At 53.7% G+C, this 24144-nt stretch carries 22 protein-coding genes and 1 tRNA gene; 19 read left to right on the forward strand and 4 right to left on the reverse strand.

Going from position 1 to position 24144, the window contains the following annotated elements; genetic code table 11:
* Window positions 1-121 precede the first annotated feature (121 nt).
* The 3 genes from ABQ298_02095 (at window position 122) to ABQ298_02105 (ending at window position 2307) form a co-directional block, all read left to right on the forward strand.
* Window positions 122-766 carry an MBL fold metallo-hydrolase gene (locus tag ABQ298_02095; protein MEQ9823155.1) on the forward strand — a complete coding sequence of 215 codons (645 nt, stop codon included), beginning with the start codon at window positions 122-124 and terminating at the stop codon, window positions 764-766.
* A gap of 179 nt (window positions 767-945) precedes the next feature.
* The gene (locus ABQ298_02100; protein ID MEQ9823156.1) at window positions 946-1239 is read left to right on the forward strand and encodes a hypothetical protein; all 294 of its coding nucleotides are present in this window, start codon (window positions 946-948) and stop codon (window positions 1237-1239) included.
* 177 nt (window positions 1240-1416) lie between these two features.
* The gene (locus ABQ298_02105; GenBank protein MEQ9823157.1) at window positions 1417-2307 is read left to right on the forward strand and encodes an NAD(P)-dependent oxidoreductase; all 891 of its coding nucleotides are present in this window, start codon (window positions 1417-1419) and stop codon (window positions 2305-2307) included.
* Between the two features lie 19 nt (window positions 2308-2326).
* On the opposite strand, the gene ABQ298_02110 is transcribed toward ABQ298_02105, so the two are convergent.
* Both ABQ298_02110 and ABQ298_02115 read right to left on the reverse strand, forming a co-directional pair.
* Window positions 2327-4504 (reverse strand): serine hydrolase domain-containing protein, encoded by a 2178-nt coding sequence (locus ABQ298_02110; protein MEQ9823158.1) that lies wholly within the window; start codon window positions 4502-4504, stop codon window positions 2327-2329.
* A gap of 113 nt (window positions 4505-4617) precedes the next feature.
* Complete coding sequence (locus ABQ298_02115) at window positions 4618-4863, reverse strand: hypothetical protein (GenBank protein ID MEQ9823159.1); 246 nt, start codon at window positions 4861-4863, stop codon at window positions 4618-4620.
* Window positions 4864-5021: 158 nt separating this feature from the next.
* Between ABQ298_02115 and ABQ298_02120 the strand changes: the two genes are divergently transcribed.
* The 5 genes from ABQ298_02120 (at window position 5022) to ABQ298_02140 (ending at window position 8720) form a co-directional block, all read left to right on the forward strand.
* Window positions 5022-5528, forward strand: coding sequence for a molybdenum cofactor biosysynthesis protein (locus tag ABQ298_02120; GenBank protein ID MEQ9823160.1), 507 nt, complete (start codon window positions 5022-5024; stop codon window positions 5526-5528).
* Window positions 5521-6135 (forward strand): molybdenum cofactor guanylyltransferase, encoded by a 615-nt coding sequence (locus ABQ298_02125; GenBank protein ID MEQ9823161.1) that lies wholly within the window; start codon window positions 5521-5523, stop codon window positions 6133-6135. Before ABQ298_02120 ends, ABQ298_02125 begins: the two co-directional genes overlap by 8 nt.
* A gap of 63 nt (window positions 6136-6198) precedes the next feature.
* A complete protein-coding gene (locus tag ABQ298_02130; GenBank protein MEQ9823162.1) occupies window positions 6199-6996 on the forward strand; it encodes a nucleoside phosphorylase in 798 nt (265 codons plus the stop codon).
* 24 nt (window positions 6997-7020) lie between these two features.
* Window positions 7021-8070, forward strand: a complete 1050-nt coding sequence (locus ABQ298_02135) for an IS630 family transposase (GenBank protein ID MEQ9823163.1) — start codon at window positions 7021-7023, stop codon at window positions 8068-8070.
* 185 nt (window positions 8071-8255) lie between these two features.
* Window positions 8256-8720 (forward strand): hypothetical protein, encoded by a 465-nt coding sequence (locus tag ABQ298_02140; GenBank protein ID MEQ9823164.1) that lies wholly within the window; start codon window positions 8256-8258, stop codon window positions 8718-8720.
* 58 nt (window positions 8721-8778) lie between these two features.
* Here the strand turns inward: ABQ298_02140 and ABQ298_02145 are convergent, their stop codons facing one another.
* Window positions 8779-10968 (reverse strand): alpha-glucuronidase family glycosyl hydrolase, encoded by a 2190-nt coding sequence (locus ABQ298_02145; GenBank protein ID MEQ9823165.1) that lies wholly within the window; start codon window positions 10966-10968, stop codon window positions 8779-8781.
* Between the two features lie 186 nt (window positions 10969-11154).
* Between ABQ298_02145 and ABQ298_02150 the strand changes: the two genes are divergently transcribed.
* Window positions 11155-12420 carry an MgtC/SapB family protein gene (locus tag ABQ298_02150; protein ID MEQ9823166.1) on the forward strand — a complete coding sequence of 422 codons (1266 nt, stop codon included), beginning with the start codon at window positions 11155-11157 and terminating at the stop codon, window positions 12418-12420.
* Window positions 12421-12487: 67 nt separating this feature from the next.
* Here the strand turns inward: ABQ298_02150 and ABQ298_02155 are convergent, their stop codons facing one another.
* On the reverse strand, window positions 12488-13147 hold the full coding sequence (locus tag ABQ298_02155) for a M50 family metallopeptidase (GenBank protein ID MEQ9823167.1): 660 nt from the start codon (window positions 13145-13147) through the stop codon (window positions 12488-12490).
* Window positions 13148-13339: 192 nt separating this feature from the next.
* Between ABQ298_02155 and ABQ298_02160 the strand changes: the two genes are divergently transcribed.
* From ABQ298_02160 to rplI, 10 genes are all read left to right on the forward strand, one after another.
* Window positions 13340-13414, forward strand: a tRNA-Asn gene (locus ABQ298_02160).
* Between the two features lie 1109 nt (window positions 13415-14523).
* Window positions 14524-15705 (forward strand): TolC family protein, encoded by a 1182-nt coding sequence (locus ABQ298_02165; GenBank protein ID MEQ9823168.1) that lies wholly within the window; start codon window positions 14524-14526, stop codon window positions 15703-15705.
* A gap of 21 nt (window positions 15706-15726) precedes the next feature.
* Window positions 15727-16842, forward strand: coding sequence for an efflux RND transporter periplasmic adaptor subunit (locus ABQ298_02170; GenBank protein ID MEQ9823169.1), 1116 nt, complete (start codon window positions 15727-15729; stop codon window positions 16840-16842).
* A 17-nt stretch (window positions 16843-16859) separates the two neighbouring features.
* A complete protein-coding gene (locus ABQ298_02175) occupies window positions 16860-19967 on the forward strand; it encodes a CusA/CzcA family heavy metal efflux RND transporter (protein MEQ9823170.1) in 3108 nt (1035 codons plus the stop codon).
* Between the two features lie 215 nt (window positions 19968-20182).
* Window positions 20183-21085, forward strand: a complete 903-nt coding sequence (locus tag ABQ298_02180) for a YceI family protein (protein ID MEQ9823171.1) — start codon at window positions 20183-20185, stop codon at window positions 21083-21085.
* A 261-nt stretch (window positions 21086-21346) separates the two neighbouring features.
* The gene (locus ABQ298_02185; GenBank protein MEQ9823172.1) at window positions 21347-21952 is read left to right on the forward strand and encodes a 50S ribosomal protein L25; all 606 of its coding nucleotides are present in this window, start codon (window positions 21347-21349) and stop codon (window positions 21950-21952) included.
* Window positions 21953-22000: 48 nt separating this feature from the next.
* Window positions 22001-22591, forward strand: a complete 591-nt coding sequence (gene pth / locus ABQ298_02190) for an aminoacyl-tRNA hydrolase (GenBank protein ID MEQ9823173.1) — start codon at window positions 22001-22003, stop codon at window positions 22589-22591.
* A 19-nt stretch (window positions 22592-22610) separates the two neighbouring features.
* A complete protein-coding gene (locus ABQ298_02195; GenBank protein ID MEQ9823174.1) occupies window positions 22611-22913 on the forward strand; it encodes a 30S ribosomal protein S6 in 303 nt (100 codons plus the stop codon).
* Window positions 22914-22985: 72 nt separating this feature from the next.
* On the forward strand, window positions 22986-23435 hold the full coding sequence (gene ssb, locus ABQ298_02200) for a single-stranded DNA-binding protein (GenBank protein ID MEQ9823175.1): 450 nt from the start codon (window positions 22986-22988) through the stop codon (window positions 23433-23435).
* 35 nt (window positions 23436-23470) lie between these two features.
* Window positions 23471-23953: a 50S ribosomal protein L9 gene (rplI, locus tag ABQ298_02205; protein MEQ9823176.1), complete on the forward strand. Its 483-nt coding sequence runs from the start codon at window positions 23471-23473 to the stop codon at window positions 23951-23953.
* Window positions 23954-24144 lie beyond the last annotated feature (191 nt).

Raw genomic sequence — 24144 nt, forward strand, 5'->3', positions numbered from 1 at the left:
ATCCCAGTATCCGAATTGTGAACTCTGTTGTAAAGTCCGCGACGGGTAGTTTTTTGCTTCCGCCGCGTGGATAGTTGTGAGAATCTCAAATCGCCTCGATTTCCGCACCTGCCCATCTGTCATGAATGCTTTGAAACTCCGAATTTTTGAACTGCCGCCAATTGGAACCAACGCTTACCTGCTGCTGAACGAGAGCACTGGAGAAGCAGCCCTGTTTGATGCCCCCTTTGGGGCGTATGAGGAGGTGGACAAGGTGCTCGAGCGAGCACAGTCGGAGCTGACTGGTGTGTGGCTCACCCACGGACATTGGGATCACATGCTCGATGCTCACGCGTTCAATACAGCAGGAATTCCGGTCTATGGTCACCGAGAGGATGAGCGGTTTATTAACCATCCGGAGCGCATGGCTGCATTTTCGATTCCGGGGATGAGCTTTCAGCCCGCTCGACTCGATGGTTACCTTGAGCATGCACAGGTGTTAACGATTTTGGGACATACAGTTGAAGTTCGCCATGTGCCGGGACACAGCCCGGGCAGCGTGGCGTTTGTCTTTCCAGATCTGAGATGGGTCATTTCGGGCGATGTGGTTTTTGCGGGCAGCGTTGGCCGCACCGATTTCCCGGGATGCAGCCATGAAGTTCTCATGCAATCGATTGCCGAGCACATTCTTCCTCTGGAGGATGATTATGTGCTCTATCCGGGACATGGACCCAAGACTACAATCGGAAAGGAACGCGGCCTAAATCCTTTTATTCGAGGGTATTAGCAAGCATGAATCCGTATGGAAAACCGATGTTTCACCTTGAGGAAATGAAGAATATGTGTTTGGTTTGCGTCAACTCTAGCATCACCGGCTGAACGATTGGAAGGTTTCCAATTGAATGCCGTTCAAAGCAACCGATTCGTCGGTGCATTCAATAACCTATTAAATCACAAACTCTCTCCATGGACGGAAAAACAAAAGCAATCGTTGCACACCTAACTCTCATCGGCTGGATCATCGCTCTGGTTGTGAATCAGAACGAGCAGAAGGATGAGCTTGCAAGCTTCTACATCCGACAAATGCTCGGTCTGATGCTCGCGAGTTTTATCCTCTCCTTTATTCCGGTCATCGGCTGGATCCTCTGGATCGTATCCTTTGTATTCTGGATCATCAGTCTGGTTGGCGCCATCGGTGGTCAGCCCAAAGAACTTCCACTCATCGGCAAATTCTTTCAGGATTGGTTTAAGGCTCTCTGAGCAGGGTTAAAACCCAATCCCCATTCTTTTTCACCGCCCTGGCATTGCTGCGGCGGTGTTTTTTTGTACGCCATTGGAAAATAAAACGCGTGCATGCAGGATGTCCCTGAGACCGTCGGACCCTTCATCGGATTTCCCTTTGAATTGCCGGCCCACTGTCAGTAGGGTAGTCATGTCATGGCAGCAACAATTCCATCTACAAAACCCAAACGCATCATCGTTACAGGTGGCAGCGGAAAGACAGGACCCTGGGTCATTCGCCATCTGCTTGAGCAGGGTTATGAAGTGATCAATGTGGATCAACGCATGCCTTCGGAAGAACTGTGCCATACCATCGTGTGTGACCTTTCGGATGCCGGGCAGGTTGTGTCCGCATTTTCGCCGTTTGGAACTGGTGACCGCAGTCCCTATTGTGGAGTGATTCACCTGGCAGCGATTCCGCGGGCGCACATGGTGCCAAACCCTGAGGTGTTTCGCATCAATGTGATGAGCACCTACAATGTTCTGGAAGCTTGTGCGATTCTGGGAATACAGAAGGTGGTTATTGCGTCGAGTGAGTCGTCTTACGGCATTTGTTTTGCGAGCGATTTTTTTGAACCGCACTACCTTCCTGTGGATGAAGCGCATCCGCAGCTACCCGAAGATGCCTATGGTTTGTCCAAGGTTGTCAATGAAGCGACAGCCGCTGCATTCCATCGTCGCACTGGCATGCAGATCCTGTCGCTGCGACTGGGCAACATTCTGTGCCCTGAAGACCATACCGCGATTCGCGAAATCGCCGATCAACCCGAAATGCGCAAGCGCATCCTCTGGTCCTACATCGATGCACGGGATGTGGCAATCGTCTGTCGCCTGGGCATAGAGAAGGATGGCATCGGCTGTGAATCAGCCATACTTGCGGCAGATGACACTTCGTCGAGCTTGCCGTCTGCGGATTTGATCCGTTCCTATTTACCGGGAGTTAAGGATATTCGGGGAGATTTTTCCGGGCGTGAGGCACTGATCTCTAACGCCCGAATCAAGGCTTTGACTGGCTGGCGACAGCAGTTTTTCCTCGATTTGGATTGAATCCCGGGCTGCTGACGGTTCAGAAGCCTTTGGTTTCCAACGTCCACCCTGCATCTTGCTCCCTTAACTTCGATTCATCGAGGAACCATTGCGATGCGCTGGATTGACCCTTGAGATGCCAGTCGAGCCAAGCGAGTGCAACAGGGGAATAGGCGCCGCCATGTGGTTCGTGGTAGGTGCCACCATGTCCCACATCAAGGTTGGCCATGGCAATGGGCACGTGATTCACGCGTGCGAAATCATCCATCGCGTTTCCATAGGCTATATCAGAGGGACCCCCCATGAGGTAGAGCACGGGGCCGTGAAAGTGCAGTAATGCATCCTTGTCGAGTGATGGCATCAGGGGCATGGGAGAAGGGGTAGGCAAAACGCCGCTGTTGCAGACAATGGTGGTGCTGATGCGCGGATCTCCCGAAATTTCAATTGCCTGAAGTCCACCACAGGACATGCCCATGGCCGCAATGTGATGGGTGTCGATTTTGCCGTAATACTCGCTTTGAGGATCTCGGTTTTGCTGGAGGATCCAATCCAGCGCTTCGAGAAGCTGCCCGGAGTGGGTTGGTTCGCGGGAGCGCTCGTCGCGTTCATGGATTTGATCAAGTCTCCCGATAGCGAGAATCAGATACCCGTGTGAGGCAATTTCGGAAAGAAAATTTTTGTGCTCCTGAGTGGTGTTGGCGCAGGCTCCGTTTCCCCACAACAGGACCGGGAGCGTGAGGTTACTCTCAAAAACATCAAGATTTGCTGGCTGAAAAAGGGTCATGCCCGGGAGTGCTTCGCGCTCGGTAGCAACTGCAGAATAGGCTCCGCTGCCACCGTCTTCGATCATGACGTTGGCCGGGTTGGAGGATGCGTTGTCAGGTGCGGGGGATTGAACAGTGGGGACGAGCTGGTACGCCTGTTCAAGAAAGGATGGGTAGAGTGCCTCCTGGTCAATCATGTTCACGTAGAAGAGGGCGATGAGATCATGTCCCGGATCGATGAGATAGGCGGTGCCGAACATGCCACCCCAAGCGAATGCAAGGTCTGAAACTGCAGGTACGGGCTTTTGGTGTGTATGCAGTTCAAACCCCAGTCCAAAGCGAAACCCGTTGTCGTTTTCTGCATCCACTGGTAGACGGTTGATGCGCGTCATGGCTCGAACGGTTTCGGGTTTCAGGATGCGAACACCATTGTAAGTTCCTTCGTTGAGCAGCATCTGGCAGAATTTTGCATAATCTTCGATAGGTCCATTCAAACCGATGGCACCTTCGGCGTACGAGTGCGGCGTGCGAATGGTTGCCTCACTGTAGAGGGTGGTTGCAGCTTTCAACTCTCCGTCCTCCAATCGATAGGGTTTGACGAAGCGGGAGAGCTGCTCGGGTTCGTAGTACCAGTCCGTTTCCTCCATTCCCAGTGGTAGGAGGATGTGCTCCTTGACAAAATCCCTCAACGGCTGTCCTGAGATGCGCTCAATCAAATAACCGAGCATATTGGTGCTCACGTGGTATTCCCAGCGCTCACCGGGATCGAATCCGAGCGGATACTCGGCGAGGGCGAGCATTTCCTCTTCGAGAGTCTGCGATTCCGAATTTCCGCCACCAGTGCGCTGGCCAGCTGGTGGATTCTCGGGAATCGGACCTCCGAACCCGGCAGGCGCTCCACTCGGAGCACCTTGCGCCGCACGAATCTCACGAACCAGTCCCGCTCCAAGTCCCGAGGTATGCGACAACAAGTGAACAAAAGTCATGGGTTGCGCAGCGGGGCGGGTTTCATAGCTTCCATCTTCATGCACTTTGGTGACAACGGTATTGGGAATACCGGGGAAATACATCGAGACGGGATCATCAATCGACACTCGACCTTGCTCTACGAGCAGCATGAACGCAACGCTTGTAATGGCTTTGGTCTGAGAGAAAAGCACGTAGTAGTCGTCAGGGCGGGCAGGGATTTTGTTTTCCAGGTCTTTCCACCCAAATGCCTTGTGATAGACCACATTCCCTTCCTTGGCCACCAGTGCGCTGACACAGTTGAGGCGTCCGTCATCGACAAAGGACTGAAGCAACGCATCCATCTCAGCGATGGCTTCGGAGTCCGCCCCGATGACCTGGAGATCTGGCTGCTGAGTCAGTTGCTGGGAAGCGAAAGCGGATATCGTGAGCGTGACCGTGGCGGAAATCAGACGGACTGCGGAACAAAGGGAACGAATGGAATGCATGGTTTTGGGGATTGGTGGCAGGGGTTTGAGTAACCCCGGTTTCAAGTCAGAGGATGAAACTTGTTCGTATCAACGAGATTGTCGAATGAGGCCAGCGTGCGGATGGTTGCGAATCAGCCCTTGTATTCGGCTTTTTGCGCACGTTTTTTGGCGTCTTCTCCTGTGATGATCACTTCATGACCATCGAGCAGGGAGACGGATCGGTACACGGGGCCGGATTTGCGACGACCGCTGTTCGATCCGCTGCGCGACCCAACACTGCGCCCTGCAGACGCGCCCGCAGCATATTTTTTTTCGAGCGCTTCACGCTTGGCTTTGCGTTCTTGGACTTTTTTGATGAATTCGGGATCCAGAGCCATAGCATATCAATTTAGACCTTCCTTGTAAGGGATTCAACCTCAGACATGCGGATGTGAGCGGGAAGGTTTCGAACTGGAAGTCAACCGTGGTTCCTCGCCGGGATTGTAGAGCTTTGATTTCAACAGCATGACTTGCAGCAATCCTAGCCTGTGATATCATGGGAGTAGTCGTTCGCATGCCATTTGAGTCTACCATTTCCCAGCAGATGAAGGTCCATCACATCTATCTCTCTCCCAGACACAATTTTGTCGGACGATGGGGCAAAGGCGCAGCTGGTCAGGAAATGGTCGAGGTGGAGGCTGTGACTTGCGCCGCAGGTCGTGGGTTGGTGGGTGATCGCTATTTTGACCATCGGCCTGACTATAAGGGGCAGATCACTTTTTTTTCCATGGAGGTGTTCGCTGAGATGTGCCGGGAATTGGCCTTGCAGTGGATTCGCCCCAGTTCCGTGCGCCGAAACGTGTTTGTTTCCGGGGTGGATCTCAATGCATTCATCGGCCAAACCTTCGAAGTTCAGGGACTTGGTTTCGAGGGGACCGAATCCTGCGCACCTTGTGACTGGATGGAACTTGCAGTTGGTGAAGGTGCCCGCGATTTTTTAGAAGGAAGGGGCGGACTTCGCTGCCGAATTCTCAGTGATGGAGTGCTGCGCTGTGATGCTTAGTGGACCTCTCAACGGAATCGTCATGGCGGGCGGAAGTTCCCGGCGCATGGGTCAAAACAAGGCGTTGATTGAAATCCTTGGTGTTCCCCTGCTGATCACTCAGGTTCTGAAACTCTATGCTCTGTTTGAGGAGCAGTCATCCTTTGAAATCCTTGTTTCGGTACGGCAGTCCGGACAACTCGATTTGCCTGAGCATGCACGATACGTGGAAGATCTGCGTCCGGATGAAGGTCCGCTGATGGGACTCTACACCTGTTTGCAGGAATGCGCGGCTGGACACGTTGTGGTGCTCGGTGTGGACATGCCACGAATGGATGCACCAACCCTGCGTGAGTTGATTGACCAGTGTGAACCGGGCGTTGGAGTGGTTCCTGTCTACCGAAACTCCGCATTTTTTGAACCTCTGGCAGCAGTGTATCCCGTTGAGATTTTACCGATGATCGGGCGATGGCTGGACGCGGGAAAGCGATCCCTGCAGGAGTTGATACCGGAGGCTATTCGAGAAGGCTTGCTCAAGCGCTTTGAAATTCGTCCTGTGGATGCATCCCGATTCATGAATGTGAACTGCCCGAAAGATTGGGTGGACTATGGGGACGGATCTGGCTAGTTCGCAGCGGGTGTCCGCCATTGACCTGTCCCGTTTTTGAGCCATGCTGGCATCCATTGGGTTATGGTTAATGACACGCTATATCATCTTGGATTTGGTCGATCTGACCTTGGTGATTCACCCGTAAAAACAGCACTGCTCTCGGGGGACCCGGGTCGGGCCTTACAGATTGCAGAGCAATCGTTTGAGGACACGCGATGTCTTTCGGAGAATCGCGGGTTGAACAGCTACCTCGGCACGATTGACGGTCGGCCAGTGATCTCGGCAACGAGCGGAATGGGAGCTCCGAGTCTTTCAATCATTGTCAATGAACTGGTGCAGTTGGGAGTGACGACGATCATCCGGGTGGGCACAAGTGGCTCCATCCAACCCTATGTGAAGGTGGGAAGTGTTGTGGTTTCGTCGGCATCTCTCTGCCTGCAGGGTGCTGCGCTTGACATCGCCCCGGCCGAATATCCCGCAGTCGCAGACCCTTTTCTGACCGTAGCACTTTCGAATGCGGCAGAACGCCTCGCCATTCCCTCGCATGTCGGCATCACGGCCAGTGTTGATACGTTCTATGAGGGGCAAGGGCGCAAGGGCAGCGCCAACCCCAATCTGCTTCGTCGCCACCATGGAATGGTTGAAGAATTCGCCAACCTCAATGTTCTGAATTTTGAGATGGAGGCGGGTACCCTTTTCAAAATGGCGGGGGCTTACGGATTTCGAGCAGCTTGTGTGTGTGCCATTATCGCGCAGCGCACGGATTCCGAGGAAGTGGTGATGGAACACAAAGATGTTGCTGTGTCGAATGCGATTCAGGTGGCTGTTGAGGCGATTCGCTTGGGTATGATACCGATTCGATTTAATACTGGCATTTAATTATAGAGTAGACATGTTGTCTGCATGAGGAGACGACGAATCGGTGACGCAGCAGACCGCCGTAAGATCAAAAGACTGCTGAAGAAGAACAATCCGGGCTGGAAACAGACCCGTTTAACCGCGCTGAAGATGGCGTTCTCGCCTGATAATCCCGTGAGCCTGATCGCCGAGAGTTGCGGCGTGGGGGTGACGACAGTGAACCGCTGGATCGCAAGCTACAAGGATGGCGGTCTTGATGCGGCTCTGGAGCGTGGCACGGATCGCAACCATCGTCCGAGCAAAGCCAACGATGAAGTGCTGGCCTATCTGGAGGACGGGTTGGAGGCACAGCGCTGGAACACCCTTGTGGAAGCGACTGCAGAGCTTGAGCGTCGTTTTGAGCGTCGCTTCGACTACAAGACAGTCTGGACTTGGGCAAAAAAATGCGCGGGGGTGCTTCGGGTTCCCCGCCCCGTGCATGAGAAAAGGGACCCGGCCCAAGCGGATGCGTTCAAGCGCCGCTTCTTGGGCATCCTTAAAAACCTGCCTTTGAGAGGCGATAAGCCGGTGAAGGTCTGGTTTGCCGACGAGAGCCGCTACGGACTATTGCCGAACCTCCGGCGTGTCTGGACGAAGAAAGGCCATCGTCCCCACAAGCGCTGGAAAAGCGAATACAAATGGAGCTATTGCTACGGAGCGATCGACGTGGTCGACGGCAGCACAGTGTTTGTGCAAACCCCAACCGTTAATCTGGATTGGACGGAGGCTTTCCTACTGCAAATCAAATCCCAGTATCCCGAGCATGAGCATATCGTTGTCTGGGATGGTGCGGGCTTCCACCCGAAAGACAGCTACCATGAACAGGTGCCCGCCGATGTGCACATCGTGATGCTTCCGCCATACAGCCCGGAGTTGAACCCCATCGAAAGACTATGGGACCTGATTCAGGATCATACCTCGAACAAACTCTGGCCGAACATCGAAAGGCTCGACCAGGTTGTCGCACTTCTTCTGAAAGATTGGTGGGAAGATCCGGGACGGGTCATACGTTTGGTCGGTAACGGTTGGATACGCGCTTCAGCAAACGCTTCTTAAAATCACGACTATACCAAAGTTAAATCGAATCGGTATGATATAGTTTTTGCATCCCCATCATGCAGGACACAGATTACAGTCGGCTCCAGAAGCAAGGATGGGCTGTGATGCAATCCTGGCATTTATTGTGTTTTGTATTCCTCTTGGAAACTGGGATTTCAGCATTGATGGGGAATGGAAACGAAATGGATGATCCCTTGCACGAGTCGAATCAGAGTGCAAATCTGGACGCCAGTGTGTTCTCCTTTTCAGAGCAGGCAGCCCAACCCTATGCAGTGTTGCGGGATCAACTGCACCAGCACACGACAGCGTTGATTCTGGCAGAAATGCGAGAGGATTCAGTGGGCATACAGGAGGCGTTAGCTGGGTTGACCAAAGGATTGCAAGCGATCCTTGATCGGGCATGCCATCCGGCTTCGCCCGAACCATCAAGAGAGCTTGAACGAGCTGCCCGTGAACTTGCGGTTCATTTGGATCGAATCGGGTATATCCGGGATTCGGGTGAGATGCAGGACTACCGGATGGAAGTTGGCAAAACCACTGCCCGCATCACTCAGTTTGACGCTGTTCTCAAGTCCGTTGCAGGGGATTCCGCATCCACCAGACCCAAGGAGCGGATCTCCCGTGATTCGTCTGAATCAGAGAAATAATCACCCACGGCAGTTGCCGGGGGTGATTATTCTGGATTGGTATCAGTGGATTGCCAGATCAGTGCTCTGAGGGATTTCCTGGAACATGATGGCGGTGAATGGAACGGTAGTAGTCGAGTCCATGCTCCGCGGGTTCTGCGGTTTTCGGCCAGGGATGATCGTGAAAGGAGTGAAAATAGGTAAGGCAGGCATCCTTGTATTCCACAGCCTCCCGTTCCTGCCGCTTCAACAATACCTCCACATGGTGATGCCGCTGCGCGTCAATGTGGGGTTTCAGTGACTGCCATTGCGGTAACCAGCTGCGCACGGTATCCACCCCTCGTTGATAGTAGCGACCCATTTCCTGCCAAAGTGTCAATCCGTTGGGCATGGGGTGGTCCCATGGAAGATGGTGGAACCACAGGAGCAGTTCAACCGGTATAGTTTGGGGATCGGACCACTGCTCCTGGAGGGTCTTGCTGTATTGTTCAAGCGCGTTAGACCCCGATGCGGTGCGGTCAAAGCCAATGCCATGCGAACTGGCTTGGTGATAATAAACCGAAGTCCAGTCGGGGCGACCTCCTTCTACCCAGGGTCCGGGACCGTAGTGATGTCCCCGTGCCATGATGTGATGGAGTCCCAGTGGCATTGAATACTCTACGACGGCCTCCCGGGACTCGAGCAACATCGGTTTCAAAGTTTGATGGATGACTTCATCGGAACCGAAGGTCTGGTGAATCCATTCGGTTGCGATTTGCTCGCTGGGCAGTCCGGGGTCCCAGGCGAGGCGACCGAAGGCGTACCAGTTGCTCTGGAGCAACGGGTGACCAGTCCAGTTGCGATCAGTTCCAATGTTGGATACACCTGCGATCATCGAGTGTTCCACATCGGAGTAGGCACCTTCGATGATGCGTGCAACGGTTGAACCCTCTCCAGAAGTATAGGTATCGGCATCGAGCACTTCCTCAAAAAGTGGTGCCAAAAATGCCAGGTGAATTGCACCTCCCAAGTACTCCTGCGTGATTTGAAGCTCAAGCCCCAATGGAGTATGAGGCATGGCCCCAAACATGGGGTGGAAGGGTTCTCGCGGCATGAAATCGATCGCGCCATTCTTGACCTGGATGATGACGTTTTTTCGGAATGCTCCATCCAGTGGAACGAATTCGTCATACGCCTGTTTGTGGCGGTCGACAGTATTCTCGTGCGTATAGACAAAGGCGCGCCAAATTACGATTCCCCCGTGAGGAGCCAGAGCATCGGCAAGTAGATTGGCCCCGTCGGCATGGGAGCGCCCGTAGTCTTGCGGGCCGGGTTGTCCTTCCGAGTTTGCTTTTACCAGAAATCCTCCAAAATCCGGAATGTGCTGGTAGATTTCGTTGATTTTGGCATTCCACCACGCCTGCACCCCAGGATCGAGCGGATCAGCAGTGTCGAGTCCGCCAATCTCCATAGGAGCACTGAAGCGGGCAGTGAGATAGGTCTGGATACCGTACGGACGCAGTGCATCGGCAATGGCCGAAGTTTTGACAAGAAAATCAGGAGTGAGCACGACCGCGTTGGCATTCACGTTGGTCAAAACGGTTGCATTCACCCCGATGGAGGCGTTCGCGCGTGCGTAATCCCGGTAGCGGGGAGAAACGTAGTCTGGCAGCTGAAACCATTCCCAGATCGATTGCCCAGACTGAACGCGCTCAGTGGTACGGGTGAGGTTGTCCCAGTGGTTGAGCATGCGGTGTTGGATGCGGGGTTGGTCGAGCATGGGTTCAGCCATGTGGGTTGATATGCTGCCGTCCTGCAGTGAACGCAGAAATGCGAAGGCTCCATACAGCACTCCGATATCCCGTTGCCCGGTGATCACCCATGGTTTTGCCTCAAGATCGTGAAGGCGAGCGATCAGAAATCCCTCGTCATTCAGGTCAGTCAACCGGGATTCCACGCGGTCACGAATCTCAGCCGGGAGTGATGCAACCGGACCCGCATGCAGCGGCGACCCCACATGGTTATAGGTCGTACCCAGCAACCCTGACAGTCCGGTGTGGAGTTCACTCGCAGCCGCTTCGAGTGTGTCGGAACTTCCGTGAACCTGCACACTACCCATTACATGTGCATCGCTGACAAATGCATGGGTTTCTGGCAGCGCGTCGTAGCGAAGCCACAGGTCATACCCATCTTCGGCGAAGATCTGAAAAAAGCCGTTCGTAAGCAAAACGAACAGCAGGCTGCTTCGCAGCATGGCGGAGAAGGGTGTGGGGCAATGGGATGCAGTCATGGTCACTTGGGTTGATCGGAATGGAGTTGTCTGCGGACAACTCCCGATGTTTCAGGGGAATTAAATGTTTAATCAACGAACCTAGGCGGAATTGATTTTGGGGCAATGGCAAATGGAGAAAATCTGCTCAACTCCATGATGGATTCGAATTGATCTCGGGTTCAGCCTCGGTAGGCTGAGTGAACCATGCTTGGAGAAACGTTGCGCCTGTTCCTTTTTAGCCTCTCCCTGGGTGCGCTGGTAGGCTTAGTTCGCCAGTGGGCAGACCGATCTGAGATTGGAGAGGACGGTGCTGCGGAATCCAGTGCAGGACTGCGGACCTATGCCCTTTGGAGTTTTTTGGGAACATTGTCAGTGTACTGCAGTGTGCAATTCCATAGCTGGACGTTTCCCATCGTGCTGACACTGTTTGGGAGCTACCTCATCGTTGGTTACGCGCTTGAACATACCGGAAAGGCCGGGATCGGGTTGACCAGCTATGCGGCTGGGCTGATTACCTTTCTGATGGGGGCGATGGTGATGTGGGGAGAGCTTCGCGTTGCAGTTGCGATTGCGGCCGCGCTTGGGGTGTTGATTGCAGTGAAACAGTCGACCCATGCGTTCACCCGCCACATTCGTCCAGAAGATGTGCGCATCGCCCTGCAGTTTCTGGTCGTGACAGGTTTGATCCTTCCCATTGTGCCAAATGCGGGAATGGGTCCAGCAGACGCAATCAATCCCTACAAAATCTGGTGGATGGTCGTGCTGATTTCTGGATTGGGATTTGCCGGGTACCTGGGTATTCGGGTCCTGGGTGCCAATGCGGGCATCCTGATGACCGGGGTGGCAGGTGGGTTTGCGTCCAGCACAGCAACGACACTGGCACTATCCCGGGCGAGTCGGCAGATGCCGGAATTGTCAACCAGTCTGGGACTTGGCATTTTGCTCGCGTGCACCATCATGTTTGCGCGAGTTTGGGCGATTTTGCTGACCTTGCATTCCGAGCTGGCCTTTCTGCTGATCCTCCCGTTTTGCCTGATGGCCGCACCGGGTGTCGTGACGCTTCTGGTCGTATGGATCAGAGGGTGGGATCAAGGCAAGATCGATACCCCCGAATTGAAGAATCCATTAAGCCTCGGCGTCGCGATAAAATTTGCACTGCTTTATGCTGTGATCGTGTTGTTGGTGACGCTGTCGCGGGAATGGAGTGCCGACAAAGGGTTGTATTTGGTTTCGTTTCTATCGGGGTTGACGGATATGGATGCGATTGCGTTGTCCCTGACCGATATGGTGAAACAGGAAACGGTTGGCCTTGAACTCGCGGCAAAAGGCATCGTCATCGGTGCCATCGCAAACACGCTGTTCAAAGCAGGATTTGCGATTTATGCGGGTTCGAAAGCACTTCGCGGCGTTGTGTTCGTAGGCATGGGCAGCATGGTGCTGGCCGGTGTTGCAGGCTGGTGGATGCTGTGAGATGAATCGCTCCCCGTCTGGGAAGCAGGAGCGCACCTGATTTTTTGGGGCTGCCTTCAAGCAACCACTACGATTGTCGCTCTTGTTGCCATACGCGCCATGTATAACTTCCCAGAATGAGCATTAGCACCATGTTGAAGAGGGATCGGGTGTAGATCCAGAGCAGAATCGCCAGAATCACCAGGGTGATAAAACCAATGATACAGGTGAGTTTCAGGTGACGGGGACCCAGAACGGTGCGGAGAATTTGTCCACCATCGAGCGGCAGAATGGGCATGAGATTGATGATGGACCAGAAGATGTTGATGAACACCATCACCGAAATGAAATACCCGATGAAGTAGCCCGCACGGGATTCCAGATCCAGCCATCCAGAGCTGGATTCGCTGATGCCGAGAAAGAGCAGGGCGAGCAAAATGCTCGCAGCGGGGCCGGCTGCTGTGACGAGAATGCTCTTGCCGCGATTGAATTGCTGCTGAGGGAAAGAGGCTGTGCCCCCCATGCCATGCAGTTGGATCACCGCCTGACTGGCCCCCACCTTGATTCCAGCCAGCGCGTGCCCGAGTTCGTGAATCAAAACCGAGTGAATTGCAGCGAGCATGAAGAGCAGCACACGAAACCAGTCGTCAGCCGCTTGTGCGTACAATGCACCTCCCAGAAATGCGGTGAGCAGAAAGAACGTCCAGTGAATGGAAATGGGAATACGGAAAAGTCGGAATTCAATCATGATGATGGCTGGAAGTGTGTGAGGTCCCTGGCATTTCGCAAGGCAGATTGAGAATCGTCTTAATGGATGCAAATCAGAGCAAAGCTTGGATCTCCAGGAAGTAGTATAAAAAAATGAGTTTCCAATTTTCTCCTCTTGACGAATCCCAACCCATGGCTTTTAGTCAGGTTTTTGAGCTTGAAGCTCAGGCGTTGCCCGGTAGCTCAGCGGTAGAGCGATCGGCTGTTAACCGATTGGTCGCTGGTTCGATCCCAGCCCGGGCAGCCATATCCCCTCATCTCGAACCTCGCAAACGAATTGTATTGGGTCTACGTTTTGGAAAACGCTGAAGGTCGGCTCTACATTGGCCAAACCGAGAATCTTGTGCATCGCCTGCACTCGCACAACTCTCCGGAGACGGAAACGATAGCACCGAGTTGGACTCACAAACATGGACCGTGGAAACTGTTGGGAAGCGAGAGCTACTCGACACGGTCCGAAGCTGTGCTTCGGGAAAGAGAACTGAAGCGATGGAAGAATCCTGGCAAGGTTCGAGCCGTTTTTGCAGCACCTGGCTGTTAATCCCGACGTGTCGGGATCGCTGGTTCGATCCCAGCCCGGGCAGCCATATCCCCTCATCTCGAACCTCGCAAACGAATTGTATTGGAAGAACCCTGGCAAGGCTTGGGCTGGGTTTCTCAAAGGGCACAAACGTCACCCAGTAGATTCTGCGAAAGATCGTTTGTCCCTCGTGAGCATTTGTGGTAGTCTGCAAATCCTTGAGTTCATTTCTCACAGCCATTTCTTTATTCGTTTTCACTTGGAACTCGCTTCTTTGTGGAATGAATGCGCTTGTGCTCTGCCTTCATCAGGAAGGGAAGGCGCACATTGAACTGTTGGCGAAGGATGCACCCGATGAGGAGAGTAACTGCGCGGGTTCTGATACCCGGGTTTCTGATTCAGATTGCCCTCCTTGCACAGACATCTCGCTCGCTTCGGTAGATTTGGGTTCTTTCCGGTCAAGTGATCTGGAATCGGTGCAGGCTCCACTACCCGTTGCTTTGCCCCTGATTGCAGGAAATCTACCTGAAGCTGCATTGCATCTGAGGTCAGCAATTGTGAGACCTCAGCTTCCCAGAGGACCACCAGTCTGTGAGGCTTTGTCCAAGCTCGTCAGCCGTTTCATCGTGCTGCGTCTCTGAAAATCCTGATTCCATAAGTCGTGACGGTGGTTCAGTGCGAACTTCCCGTCTTCGTTCATCGGGCAACGTGCCCGTGATCATGGACTTACGTAATCAGGATTTCACATGTACTTTTCTCAAAAAATTAGATTCACACCACTTTTCTTGTTGCTTCCTTTGGGAAGCCTTACAACTCAGACAAGCGTGGGTTCCGATATGGAGACCCTTTCCTATGTGCAGGTTCTACAGCGTGCACTTGCCGCCGACCCTCGGCTGGAGTGGTACACCGCCCTTGAGGATGCCGCCGAAGGACAGATCACTCAGGCAGGGCTTCGCCCGAATCCCGTTGTCGGTGCCGAGTTGGAGAATTTCCTCGGCACAGGACCTTTATCGGGTGTCGATGGTCTGGAGATCTCGCTCGGGATACGACAGCTGATCGAAACGGCGGACAAACTTGAAAAACGAAAGGCTCTCGCAGAGGCAGAACGAGATCTGATCGGCTGGGAACGCGAACGTATCCTGGCCGACATTGAAGCGTCTGTGCGCTCGGCATTCATGGATGTGTTGCTGGCGCAACAGCAACGCAATCTGCGAACCGAACAGCTTGCCCTGGCGGAGCGGAGTGCCGAGGAGACTGCCCGACTGGTCGAGGCTGCACGTTCCGCTCAGGTAGAGCAGGCAAGGGCAACACTTGCTGTGCGGCGTCAGCAGTTTGTGTTGCAACAAGCCGAGAGGAAATATCAGACCGCAAAAACGGTGCTTTCAAGCTATTGGGAAGAAGAGGCACATTCCGATTTCTCCGTGCAGGGTGAAATTCGGATCCAACCGACTACGCCGGAGTTTGTCGAATTGGCGTCCAAGCTGGTCAATACGGCGACACTGGCACGCTATTCGGCGGAGGAGCGGGCGCGCGAGGCCGCGCTCGAACTGGAGCAAGCCCGTGCCACCCCCGATGTTGAGGTTTTTGCGGGCAGTCGCTACTTCAATGAGAGGAATGGTGACATAGGGTTTCGGATGGGCGTCGAAATCCCTTGGCCTCTATTTGATAAGAATCAGGGCAACATTCGCACGGCAAGGGCACAACTACGGGCCGTCTGGCAGGAGCGGGATGCTCAGCACCGTGAGCTTTTGATCGCCCTGAATCGAGCCTATCAGCAGCTGTTGAGCGCACACGCTGAGGCCATGGCGATTCAAACCGAACTCATCCCTTCTGCTGAAGCCACACTGCTTGAAACCGAAGCTGGCTACGAGCGCGGGCAGTTCACGCAATTGGCCGTATTGCAAAGCAGGAACACGCTTTTCGAAGTCCGCGAGAGCTATCTTGAAGCCGTGCAACGGTATGCTCTGGCTCAAGCCGAAATTGAGGCACTCACCCGGCCCGCAGCACTTCAACAATAACTTTTTAATTCCATTTTTTCTATGAATAATGTTCTAAAGAACTTTAAAACAACAACTTATACGCGAAACGGATTGTGCGCAATTCTCTCGCTTTGCCTGGTTGCCGCGATCTGGAGCCAGGACGATCATGCCGGGCATGACCATTCCGAAGAAGCGGGGCATGGAGCGTTCCACGAGGAGCACGCAACCCATGATGACCACGCCCACACCGAAAAAAATGAGCGAGATCATGTGGATCATGGGGACGCTGAAGCGCGTCATGCTCATGCCGGCCACGACGATCATGCAGAGCATGGTGTGAATGAGAAGGGCATCGTCTCAATCCCGGAAAGCGTACAACGTGAATTTGGCATCACGCTCTCTGTGGCGGGTCCTGGCGTCCTGCACGAAGAGGTCATCCTTCCCGGCGAAATCGAGTTCAACCGGGAGCGACTAGCCTACGTAAACCCGCAGTACGACGGAACTGTAACCGCCATTGAGGTTCGACTTGCGGATCAAGTCAGGAAGGGACAAATCCTGGCGCTCCTGGAAAGCACCGAAACACTTCGTCCTTTTGACGTAAAAGCTCCTTTCGATGGAACGATTGTGAGCTACGACATTTCGCCAGGCGAAAGCGTCGAAGCAGGAACCCCGCTCTTCACGGTTGCCGACTTGTCGAGTGTATGGGCGGATTTGCGTATTTATCAGCGCGACTTGAATAAAGTGCGCAGAGGCCAGCGGGTGGTCATCGTCAATGGACACGATGGGCCGCAATTCACTGGAACGATCACTTATATTGCTCCGATGATCGACGAACATACGCGCACGGGCCTTGCGCGTGCCATTGTGGACAACGCAGGCGGTCAATGGCGTCCAGGACAGTTTGTGAAAGGCAACGTTTCCATTGAGGAGCACGAAGCGGAAATAGTGATCCCGCGGAGCGCCCTGCTATCTCACGAAGGAGAACCCGTCGTTTTTGTGCAAACGGACGAGGGATTTGAGCTGCGTCCTGTTCGCCTTGGCCACAGTGATGCCGTATCCGTCGAACTCGAAAGTGGACTCGAGGTTGGGGAAACCTACGTCACGCAGAACGCCATATCGCTGAAGGCGGAGTTAAACAAGGGTTCCTTCGGCGGACACGCCGGACATGTCCACTAAGCAAGGAGGATCATCCCATGTTTCAAAAGATCATTGATACATCTCTGCACAACAAGCTGGTGATTGTGCTCCTGACGATGGCCGTCATCGCTGGGGGTTACTGGAGTTATCGGCAGCTTCCCGTTGACGCTTTTCCCGACGTTTCACCTGCACTTGTACAGGTTTTCACTGTGACCAAAGGCCTCGGCCCCGAGGAGGTTGAAAAGTTCGTCACCTTTCCGGTTGAGGCCGCGATGAGCGGTTTGCCAAAAGTCAAAGAAATCCGCTCCGTCTCCAATTTTGGCCTCTCAGTCGTCAGTGTCTATTTTGAGGAAGACACCGACATTTACTTTGCCCGGCAAGTGGTGGGCGAACGCCTGTCGGAAGCGCGAGAGGCCATACCCGAAGGCTTTGGCGAACCGGAGATGGGACCGATTTCCACTGGTCAGGGCCTTGTGCTCTACTACAATCTGATTGATACTACTGGCGAATACAGCCTCGAAGAGCTGCGCACGATTCAGGACTGGATCGTCAAATACAACCTGCAAACGGTGCCTGGCGTGACTGAGGTGCTGGGCATTGGCGGCTTTGTCAAACAGTTCCAGGTCAACATTGATCCCGATGCCTTGCTGCGCTACAACATCTCTCTGAAAGGAGTCATCGAGCGAATCGAGGCCAACAACCAGAACGTCGGCGGACAGTTCATCGAACGTAACGGTGAGATGTTTATTGTCCGCTCCGAGGGACTGGCACAGGACATCCGCGATCTTGAGCGCATTGTCATCACCCATGAGGACGGCACCCCCATCTTTCTCAACGATGTCGCGACGGTGGAGATCGGCGGCGAGATCCGTCAGGGACTGCAAACCCGCAATGGCTCGGAAGAGGTTGTCTCTGGTATGGTCATCAAGCTCTATGGCACCAACTCGTCTACCGTCATTGAAGCGGTAGAGGCCAAGCTCGCTGAGATTGAAGCGGCACTCCCGGAAGGTGTGGTGATCGACCCCTATTACCAACAGAAGACACTCGTTGAATCGTCAGTCAGAACTGTAACGAGTGCGCTTCTGCAGGGCATCGCCTTGGTGGTACTGGTGCTGCTTGTCTTTATCGGAGGTTTCCGTCCCAGCATCGTTGTTTCCCTCGCGATTCCGTTCTCGGTCCTTTTCGCTACGGTTGCGATGTATTACTTCGGAATATCGGCCAATTTGATGTCCCTGGGAGGATTGGCCATCGCGATTGGCATGATGGTCGACGGAACCATCGTGATGGTGGAAAACACAGATCGCCTCTTGCGTTCTTCCGTTTCCGGCGAATCGAAGTCACGCACGATCTCGCGCGCCTGCCTGGAGGTGGCGCAGCCCATCACGTTTGCGATCCTTATCGTGGTTCTCGTATTCATACCACTTTTTACGCTGCAGGGGGTCGAGGGTAAGATGTTCCGGCCTCTGGCCTATACGGTGGCGCTGGCCATGTTTGGCTCGTTGATCTATGCATTGATTGGAGCACCGGTGTTTTCCGCGCTTTTCATGAGAAAGCCCCGTTCGAAAAAAGGTGCAGAAGCATCTTCCCCACGCGAAGTCTGGGTGGTGCGGCAGCTTGTGACCGTCTACCGGCCAATCGTGAGGCTGTTTGTGCATGTTCGCATCCTGGCGATCACGGTGGCGCTCGTCCTTATCGCAGTGGGAGCCTGGATTTTTCCGAAGCTCGGATCCGAGTTTACCCCGCGACTGATGGAAGGGGACATCATTGCCAATCTCTCGATGGCACCCTCTGTTTCTCTCGAAGAAACAAAGCGCAACTCACTGATCGCAGAGACCCGACTGCTTCAGATCCCTGAAATCGAGCAAGCTATTTCGCGCATTGGTCGCGGTGAGGTCGGTGCCCACGCCGACCCTATCAACAGCGTGCACATGATGGTTGTTCTCAAAGACAAATTGCAGTGGCGCGAGGGTTTTGGGCAGGTCGATATTGAAAATGCCATGCGCGAGGTCCTGGCAGGCATGCCAGGAGTGCAAGTCAATATCACCCAGCCCATCCAGTTGAGCGTCGATGAACTCATCGGTGGAACCAAGGCACAACTGGCCGTCAAACTCTTTGGCTCCGACCTGGATGTCCTGAAGGAACAGGGTGACGCAATTGCTGCCATCGTTGGCGATATCGAAGGTGCGGCTGACGTGCAGACGGGTCAGGTTATCGGATCTCCGCAGATCGTGGTGCGGCCCGACCGCGAAGCCATTGCCCGCCACGGCCTGAATCTTGCCGAGGTGCAGGGATTGATCGAAGCGGCTGTGGGAGGAGTCGAAGCAGGGCAGATCTACGAAGGAGTTCAGCGCTATGACATTTATGTCCGGTATCGCGAGGAAGCCCGCGACTCGATTGAAGACCTGCGCCACCTGATCGTGCAAACCCATGAGGGTACGTTGTTGCCGTTGGATGAGCTGGCGACCATTCGGGAGATCGTCGGTCCACGACAGATTGTCCGCGAAAACAACCAGCGCTATTTGGAGATTCAGGCGAATGTCGTGGGCAGGGACATCGGCAGTTTCGTTGAAGAAGCCCAAGCGGCACTCGATTCACAATTGACGCTTCCGCCGGGCTATCTGATTTCCTGGGGCGGCCAATATGAGCTGCAACAAGAAGCCAACCAACGACTCGTTATTGTGATTCCCGTGACGCTCGCATTGATCGCACTGTTGCTCTACATTTCCTTCGGGTCGATTAAGAACACTGTCCTGATATTGCTCAATATTCCATTGGCACTGGTTGGCGGTGTCGTGGGGCTTTGGCTCGCAGGAGAAAATCTATCGGCCCCATCCAGCATCGGGTTTATCGCTCTTTTCGGTATCGCCCTGGGCAATGGCATGGTGTTGCTGACCTACCTGAACCAGTTGATCCGCGAGGGTAAAGCGGTGGATGAAGCGAGCATCGAAGGTGCCTGTCTGCGGGTGCGCCCTGTGCTGATGACAGCGGGCACAACGCTCCTGGGCTTGCTTCCCCTGTTGCTCGCTACCGGAACCGGAAGCGAAGTACAACGTCCCTTGGCGGTCGTTGTCATTGGCGGACTGGTTTCCTCGACCATGCTCACCCTGATTGTCCTGCCCGCTCTCTACAAGTGGTTCGCCATCAACCCAAACCAGGAAGCATAATATGAAAGCACCCAAACCTTCAAAAAATGGAGGTCACCTGGACTCTCCACAAAGTCTGGCGGACAATCGTGTGACAGGCAGCAGGATGCCATATTCCTGTTTCTTGGGTTGGAACTTCCATGCAATCGGGGTGCGAGGTTTGACTTTGGAAACCTTCGGGCGATGGTTTCCAGACCACCGACCCTAAGGGGTTTAAATGAACTCGACTGCCAGTGATGCTTCCCAAGGCCGAAAACTGTTCATTCATTGAACCTTCTGAACTGTCAGATCTGAACGCTGTCATCATCGACGTTCGCACTGTCGAGGCATTTGACGAGGTCAGATTGCCGGGCAGTGTGAATCATTGTGTTTACGAAGTCGTCTTTACCGAAACCCTTTCAAAGGCTTACCCAGAGAAGCATGTTCCCCTCGTGGTGTATGGCGAGGGTCCGCCCTGGCAGGCGGACCTGGCAGCAGTTGGTCGGCTGAATGCTCTCGGTTACACCCGTGTTTTTGTCCTGCGGGGCGGCCTTTCCCGGTGGATTTCTGAAGGTCGTACAACCGAGGGCAGTGGTCCAGCACCTGTGTCGATCCAGGCGGGCCAGTTCAGGCTTGATGCCAAGCGCAGCAAGGTAAGGTGGGTTGGACGCAACCTGACCAATCAGCACGATGGAACCGTTGAGTGTAAGCACGGTTTTATGGAACTGGATGAAGCGGGGACTCCGATTGCCGGAGAAGTGGTCGTTGACCTCACGCGGATGAGTTGCCGGGACATTGAGGACAAGTCACTCGCTGGCGTTCTCATTGCCCATCTTCAAAATGCCGATTTTTTTGACGTTGCGAAGTTTCCGGAAGCCAGCTTTGTGCTGCATTCTTCTGAACGAATGCAAGGTGCGAGTTATGGGAAGCCGAATTTTAGGGTCAGCGGCTCACTCACAGCTCGTGGTCGGTCGATCCCGTTGGTTTTTGATGCGCTCGTGGAATCGACCGGTGATGGGATCGTCTTCCAGGCAAACTTCAATTTTGATCGAGTATCCCTTGGTGCGTGTTACGGTTCAGGCAGATTGTTTGAGCGCCTGGGCATGCACCTGGTGAACGATTTGGTAAGCATGGACATCGGACTTGTCTTTGAGGTTTGATCGGGACATCAGCTGGATGGGATATTAACGCCGTGGAGTGGGACGGGGTGCAGTCACCCTTCGGAATCTGCGCACCTGTTGCCGATCAATGAATGCCTGAGTCGGCAACTCAAAAAGGGTTGCCTGCCACTTCAGGAGTCTGGGTTGTTCCTGTTGCTGCGGGAAGAGGGCATTTCCGATGATCGTAGAAACTTAAGGTTGCTTTTTTCATTTAAACTGCCTTTTGTGAATCCTTTTCGCCCTAATTTAACCAGTTCTGAAATGGAAGCGTTATTACTGAAAGTCAATGAAAGGACAGCGGTCGGAACCAGCGCTGCGAAGAAGATTCGCAGTGAAGGAAAGATCCCTGTAAATTTGTATGGTCCCTCCGGCAATCGTGAGCTGACTGTGGATGCGTCCGAATTCCGGGTGTTTTACAAGCAGGTGAAGGACCAGTCAGCGCTGTTCGAAATTGAGGATACGAGCGGCAAGCAAACGCGCTGTCTGATTGAGGATGTGCAGGTGGATGCGATGTCTCGCAAGGTCATCCATGTGGATTTGCGTGAAATTGCCAAGGGCGTGGAATTGCATGCACACGTTCCGGTGCACGTGAAGGGAACTGCTTTTGGAGTCAAGAATCAGGGTGGAGTGATCGAAGTGGTTGCTCACGAACTCGAAGTGCGCTGTCTTCCTCGCAATCTTCCAAAGGAATTGCTGGTCGATGTCAGCGAATTGAAGGTTCACGACTCTTTGCACGTCCGCGATCTTGTGGCACCCGAAGGCGTTGTCATCCTGAATCCGGGAGACGAGGTGGTTGTATCCTGCGCGACGTCCGCCAAAATGGAAACGACGACGGCGGAGGAAGAAGAGGAATCCGAGGAGGACTGAGGTCTTCGTTGAAGGGGTGTACGGCTTGAGGCTTCGAAAAGGGGGACCATGTGTGACACACTCCCGATCCAGGTGGTTGCGGGTCTTGGCAACCCAGGCAAAGCCTACGAGCAGACTCGCCACAACGTCGGTTTCATGGTCATTGATGACTGGGCACAGCATCAGGATTGGAAATGGAAGCGCAGTTTTCGCTTCAGGGGCGAATGGAGCAGAGCAACCTGGATGGAGCGGGAGATGTTTTTGATCAAACCCCACACCTTCATGAATGCATCCGGCACCAGTCTCGTGGCACTCTTGCGCTATTTCAAGCTTGAGCCGCAGCAGGTGTTGTGCATCTACGACGATATCACGCTGCCATTCGGCAGACTGAAGGTGTCGGTCGGAGGTGGTCACGGTGGTCACAACGGCATCCGGGACGTTCAGGACAAACTGGGCAACGAATTCACCCGTTTGCGGGTGGGCATTGGCGCAAAGCCCACACATGAGTTGGACTTGAAGGATTGGGTGCTCAGTCCATTCCAACGGGCGGAAATCGACCAACTGAAGAAGCAATTTGAGTTTTATAGGAACAGTATCGAGCGCATCCTCCGGGAAGGTTCGGTATTGGCTATGAATACGATCAACCAAAAAACAGAATAACCTAACCTATAAAGGATATATGGCAGTAAAAACCAACACAGCGTATCGGGCGACATTCATTCTCGATACGCGAGGCGTCGAGGAGTCCGTTGACTCACTCTATGAGCAGATCACAACCGTTCTTGAGGGACTGGGGTGTGAAGTCACCAAAGTTGAAAACCACGGAACCCGTGAATTTGCGCGGGCATCACGCAACAGCAAACAGAGTTCCGGAGTCTACGTTCAGTATTATTTCACTGCTGAAGCAACCGTTCCGGCAGCACTGAAGGAGAAGTTCCGCCTCGACAATCGCGTCGACCGGATTATCGTGGAAAAAGTCTGAACTCTGAACCGAAAGATCAATATTTGAGAATGAAGTTTTGAGGTCGTTTTTCACTCCAACCCCGCTCCAACCATGGCTAATTTTAACAAAGTAATCATCGTAGGTAACCTCACCAGAGATCCCGAAGTTCGTGTAACCCCGCAGGGGCTGACGATCTGCAAGTTGGCTCTGGCGGTGAATCGAAATTACCGGACAGCCAATGGAGAGGATCAAGAGGAGACGACCTACGTGGATGTTGACGCATTTGGAAAACCCGCAGAGATCATTGCAAAGTACATGGGCAAGGGCCGTCCGCTTCTGGTGGAAGGTCGCCTGAAAACCGACTCCTGGACCAATCAGGCCGGTGAAAAACGAAGCAAGCTCAAGGTGGTTTTGGAGAATTTCCAGTTCATGGGAGGCCGTGGTGATGAAGGCGGTGAAGCAGGCCGGGGGTATAACTCGGCTCCGCAGAGCAGCTCTTCGGACGACAGCGTTCCTGGGGATTATGATTCCAAAGATGGTGACGAAGACATCCCGTTCTGACGAAACCTATTTTCGCAACGAACGAGGAACCAATCATGGCAACTACTGAAATACTTTTATTACAGCCCGTGGAAAATCTGGGCGCAGAGGGAGACACCGTCAAAGTGAAGGCTGGTTATGCACGCAACTTCCTGTTGCCCCGCAAGCTGGCACTTCCCGTGACCCAGGCCAACCGCAAGTATGTCGAATCGCTGCAGGCACGTCGTGCTCAGCGCGAGGCAAAAGAGATCGCTGGCGCCGAAGAAATCAAGGCGAAGATTGAAAAGATCGAGATGGTCTTTGAAGTCAAAACCGGCGAAGAGGGTGTCTTTGGTGCGGTTACTGCAGCCGATCTCATTGAGCGCTTTAAGGAGAAGGGCATTGAACTGGATAAGAAGCAGCTTTCGCTTTACACCCCGGCCAAGAGCCTGGGCAAGCATAGCACCCGTATCCGCTTGCACCGTGAGGTGAGCTTTGAATTCGAATTCGAACTCAAGGCAGAAGGTGGCGACGAGGAAGCATCCAGCGAGCAGGCCTGATCCCAAGGCGACAGCGTCGATTTAAATCCCGAAAGGAGTCTGTTCACACACAGGCTCCTTTCTGTTTTGTGCACCCTTACACGGGATTTGACTGTAAGGCTTTGGCTTAGGAATGAGCATCACGGCAGGATGCAGCGGATGTGTGAACAACTCGTTTACAAATTCCCGTTTTTTCCCTTTCAGCCCCGACG

It is taken from the genome of Puniceicoccaceae bacterium (genome assembly GCA_040224245.1).
In the GTDB taxonomy this organism is placed as follows: Bacteria; Verrucomicrobiota; Verrucomicrobiia; order Opitutales; family JAFGAQ01; genus JAKSBQ01.

Excerpts from the sequence above, each read along its gene's own strand:
- ABQ298_02180 (MEQ9823171.1), top strand. The coding sequence starts at position 20,183 with ATGCTTCCCAAGGCCGAAAACTGTTCATTCATTGAACCTTCTGAACTG.
- ABQ298_02145 (MEQ9823165.1), bottom strand. The coding sequence starts at position 10,968 with ATGACTGCATCCCATTGCCCCACACCCTTCTCCGCCATGCTGCGAAGC.
- ABQ298_02175 (MEQ9823170.1), top strand. The coding sequence starts at position 16,860 with ATGTTTCAAAAGATCATTGATACATCTCTGCACAACAAGCTGGTGATT.
- ABQ298_02150 (MEQ9823166.1), top strand. The coding sequence starts at position 11,155 with ATGCTTGGAGAAACGTTGCGCCTGTTCCTTTTTAGCCTCTCCCTGGGT.
- ABQ298_02130 (MEQ9823162.1), top strand. The coding sequence starts at position 6,199 with ATGGTTAATGACACGCTATATCATCTTGGATTTGGTCGATCTGACCTT.
- ABQ298_02135 (MEQ9823163.1), top strand. The coding sequence starts at position 7,021 with ATGAGGAGACGACGAATCGGTGACGCAGCAGACCGCCGTAAGATCAAA.
- ABQ298_02165 (MEQ9823168.1), top strand. The coding sequence starts at position 14,524 with ATGGAGACCCTTTCCTATGTGCAGGTTCTACAGCGTGCACTTGCCGCC.
- ABQ298_02095 (MEQ9823155.1), top strand. The coding sequence starts at position 122 with ATGAATGCTTTGAAACTCCGAATTTTTGAACTGCCGCCAATTGGAACC.
- ABQ298_02125 (MEQ9823161.1), top strand. The coding sequence starts at position 5,521 with ATGCTTAGTGGACCTCTCAACGGAATCGTCATGGCGGGCGGAAGTTCC.
- ABQ298_02185 (MEQ9823172.1), top strand. The coding sequence starts at position 21,347 with ATGGAAGCGTTATTACTGAAAGTCAATGAAAGGACAGCGGTCGGAACC.
- ABQ298_02105 (MEQ9823157.1), top strand. The coding sequence starts at position 1,417 with ATGGCAGCAACAATTCCATCTACAAAACCCAAACGCATCATCGTTACA.
- ABQ298_02120 (MEQ9823160.1), top strand. The coding sequence starts at position 5,022 with ATGGGAGTAGTCGTTCGCATGCCATTTGAGTCTACCATTTCCCAGCAG.
- ABQ298_02100 (MEQ9823156.1), top strand. The coding sequence starts at position 946 with ATGGACGGAAAAACAAAAGCAATCGTTGCACACCTAACTCTCATCGGC.
- ABQ298_02155 (MEQ9823167.1), bottom strand. The coding sequence starts at position 13,147 with ATGATTGAATTCCGACTTTTCCGTATTCCCATTTCCATTCACTGGACG.
- rplI (MEQ9823176.1), top strand. The coding sequence starts at position 23,471 with ATGGCAACTACTGAAATACTTTTATTACAGCCCGTGGAAAATCTGGGC.
- ssb (MEQ9823175.1), top strand. The coding sequence starts at position 22,986 with ATGGCTAATTTTAACAAAGTAATCATCGTAGGTAACCTCACCAGAGAT.
- ABQ298_02140 (MEQ9823164.1), top strand. The coding sequence starts at position 8,256 with ATGGATGATCCCTTGCACGAGTCGAATCAGAGTGCAAATCTGGACGCC.
- ABQ298_02115 (MEQ9823159.1), bottom strand. The coding sequence starts at position 4,863 with ATGGCTCTGGATCCCGAATTCATCAAAAAAGTCCAAGAACGCAAAGCC.
- ABQ298_02170 (MEQ9823169.1), top strand. The coding sequence starts at position 15,727 with ATGAATAATGTTCTAAAGAACTTTAAAACAACAACTTATACGCGAAAC.
- ABQ298_02195 (MEQ9823174.1), top strand. The coding sequence starts at position 22,611 with ATGGCAGTAAAAACCAACACAGCGTATCGGGCGACATTCATTCTCGAT.
- ABQ298_02110 (MEQ9823158.1), bottom strand. The coding sequence starts at position 4,504 with ATGCATTCCATTCGTTCCCTTTGTTCCGCAGTCCGTCTGATTTCCGCC.
- pth (MEQ9823173.1), top strand. The coding sequence starts at position 22,001 with ATGTGTGACACACTCCCGATCCAGGTGGTTGCGGGTCTTGGCAACCCA.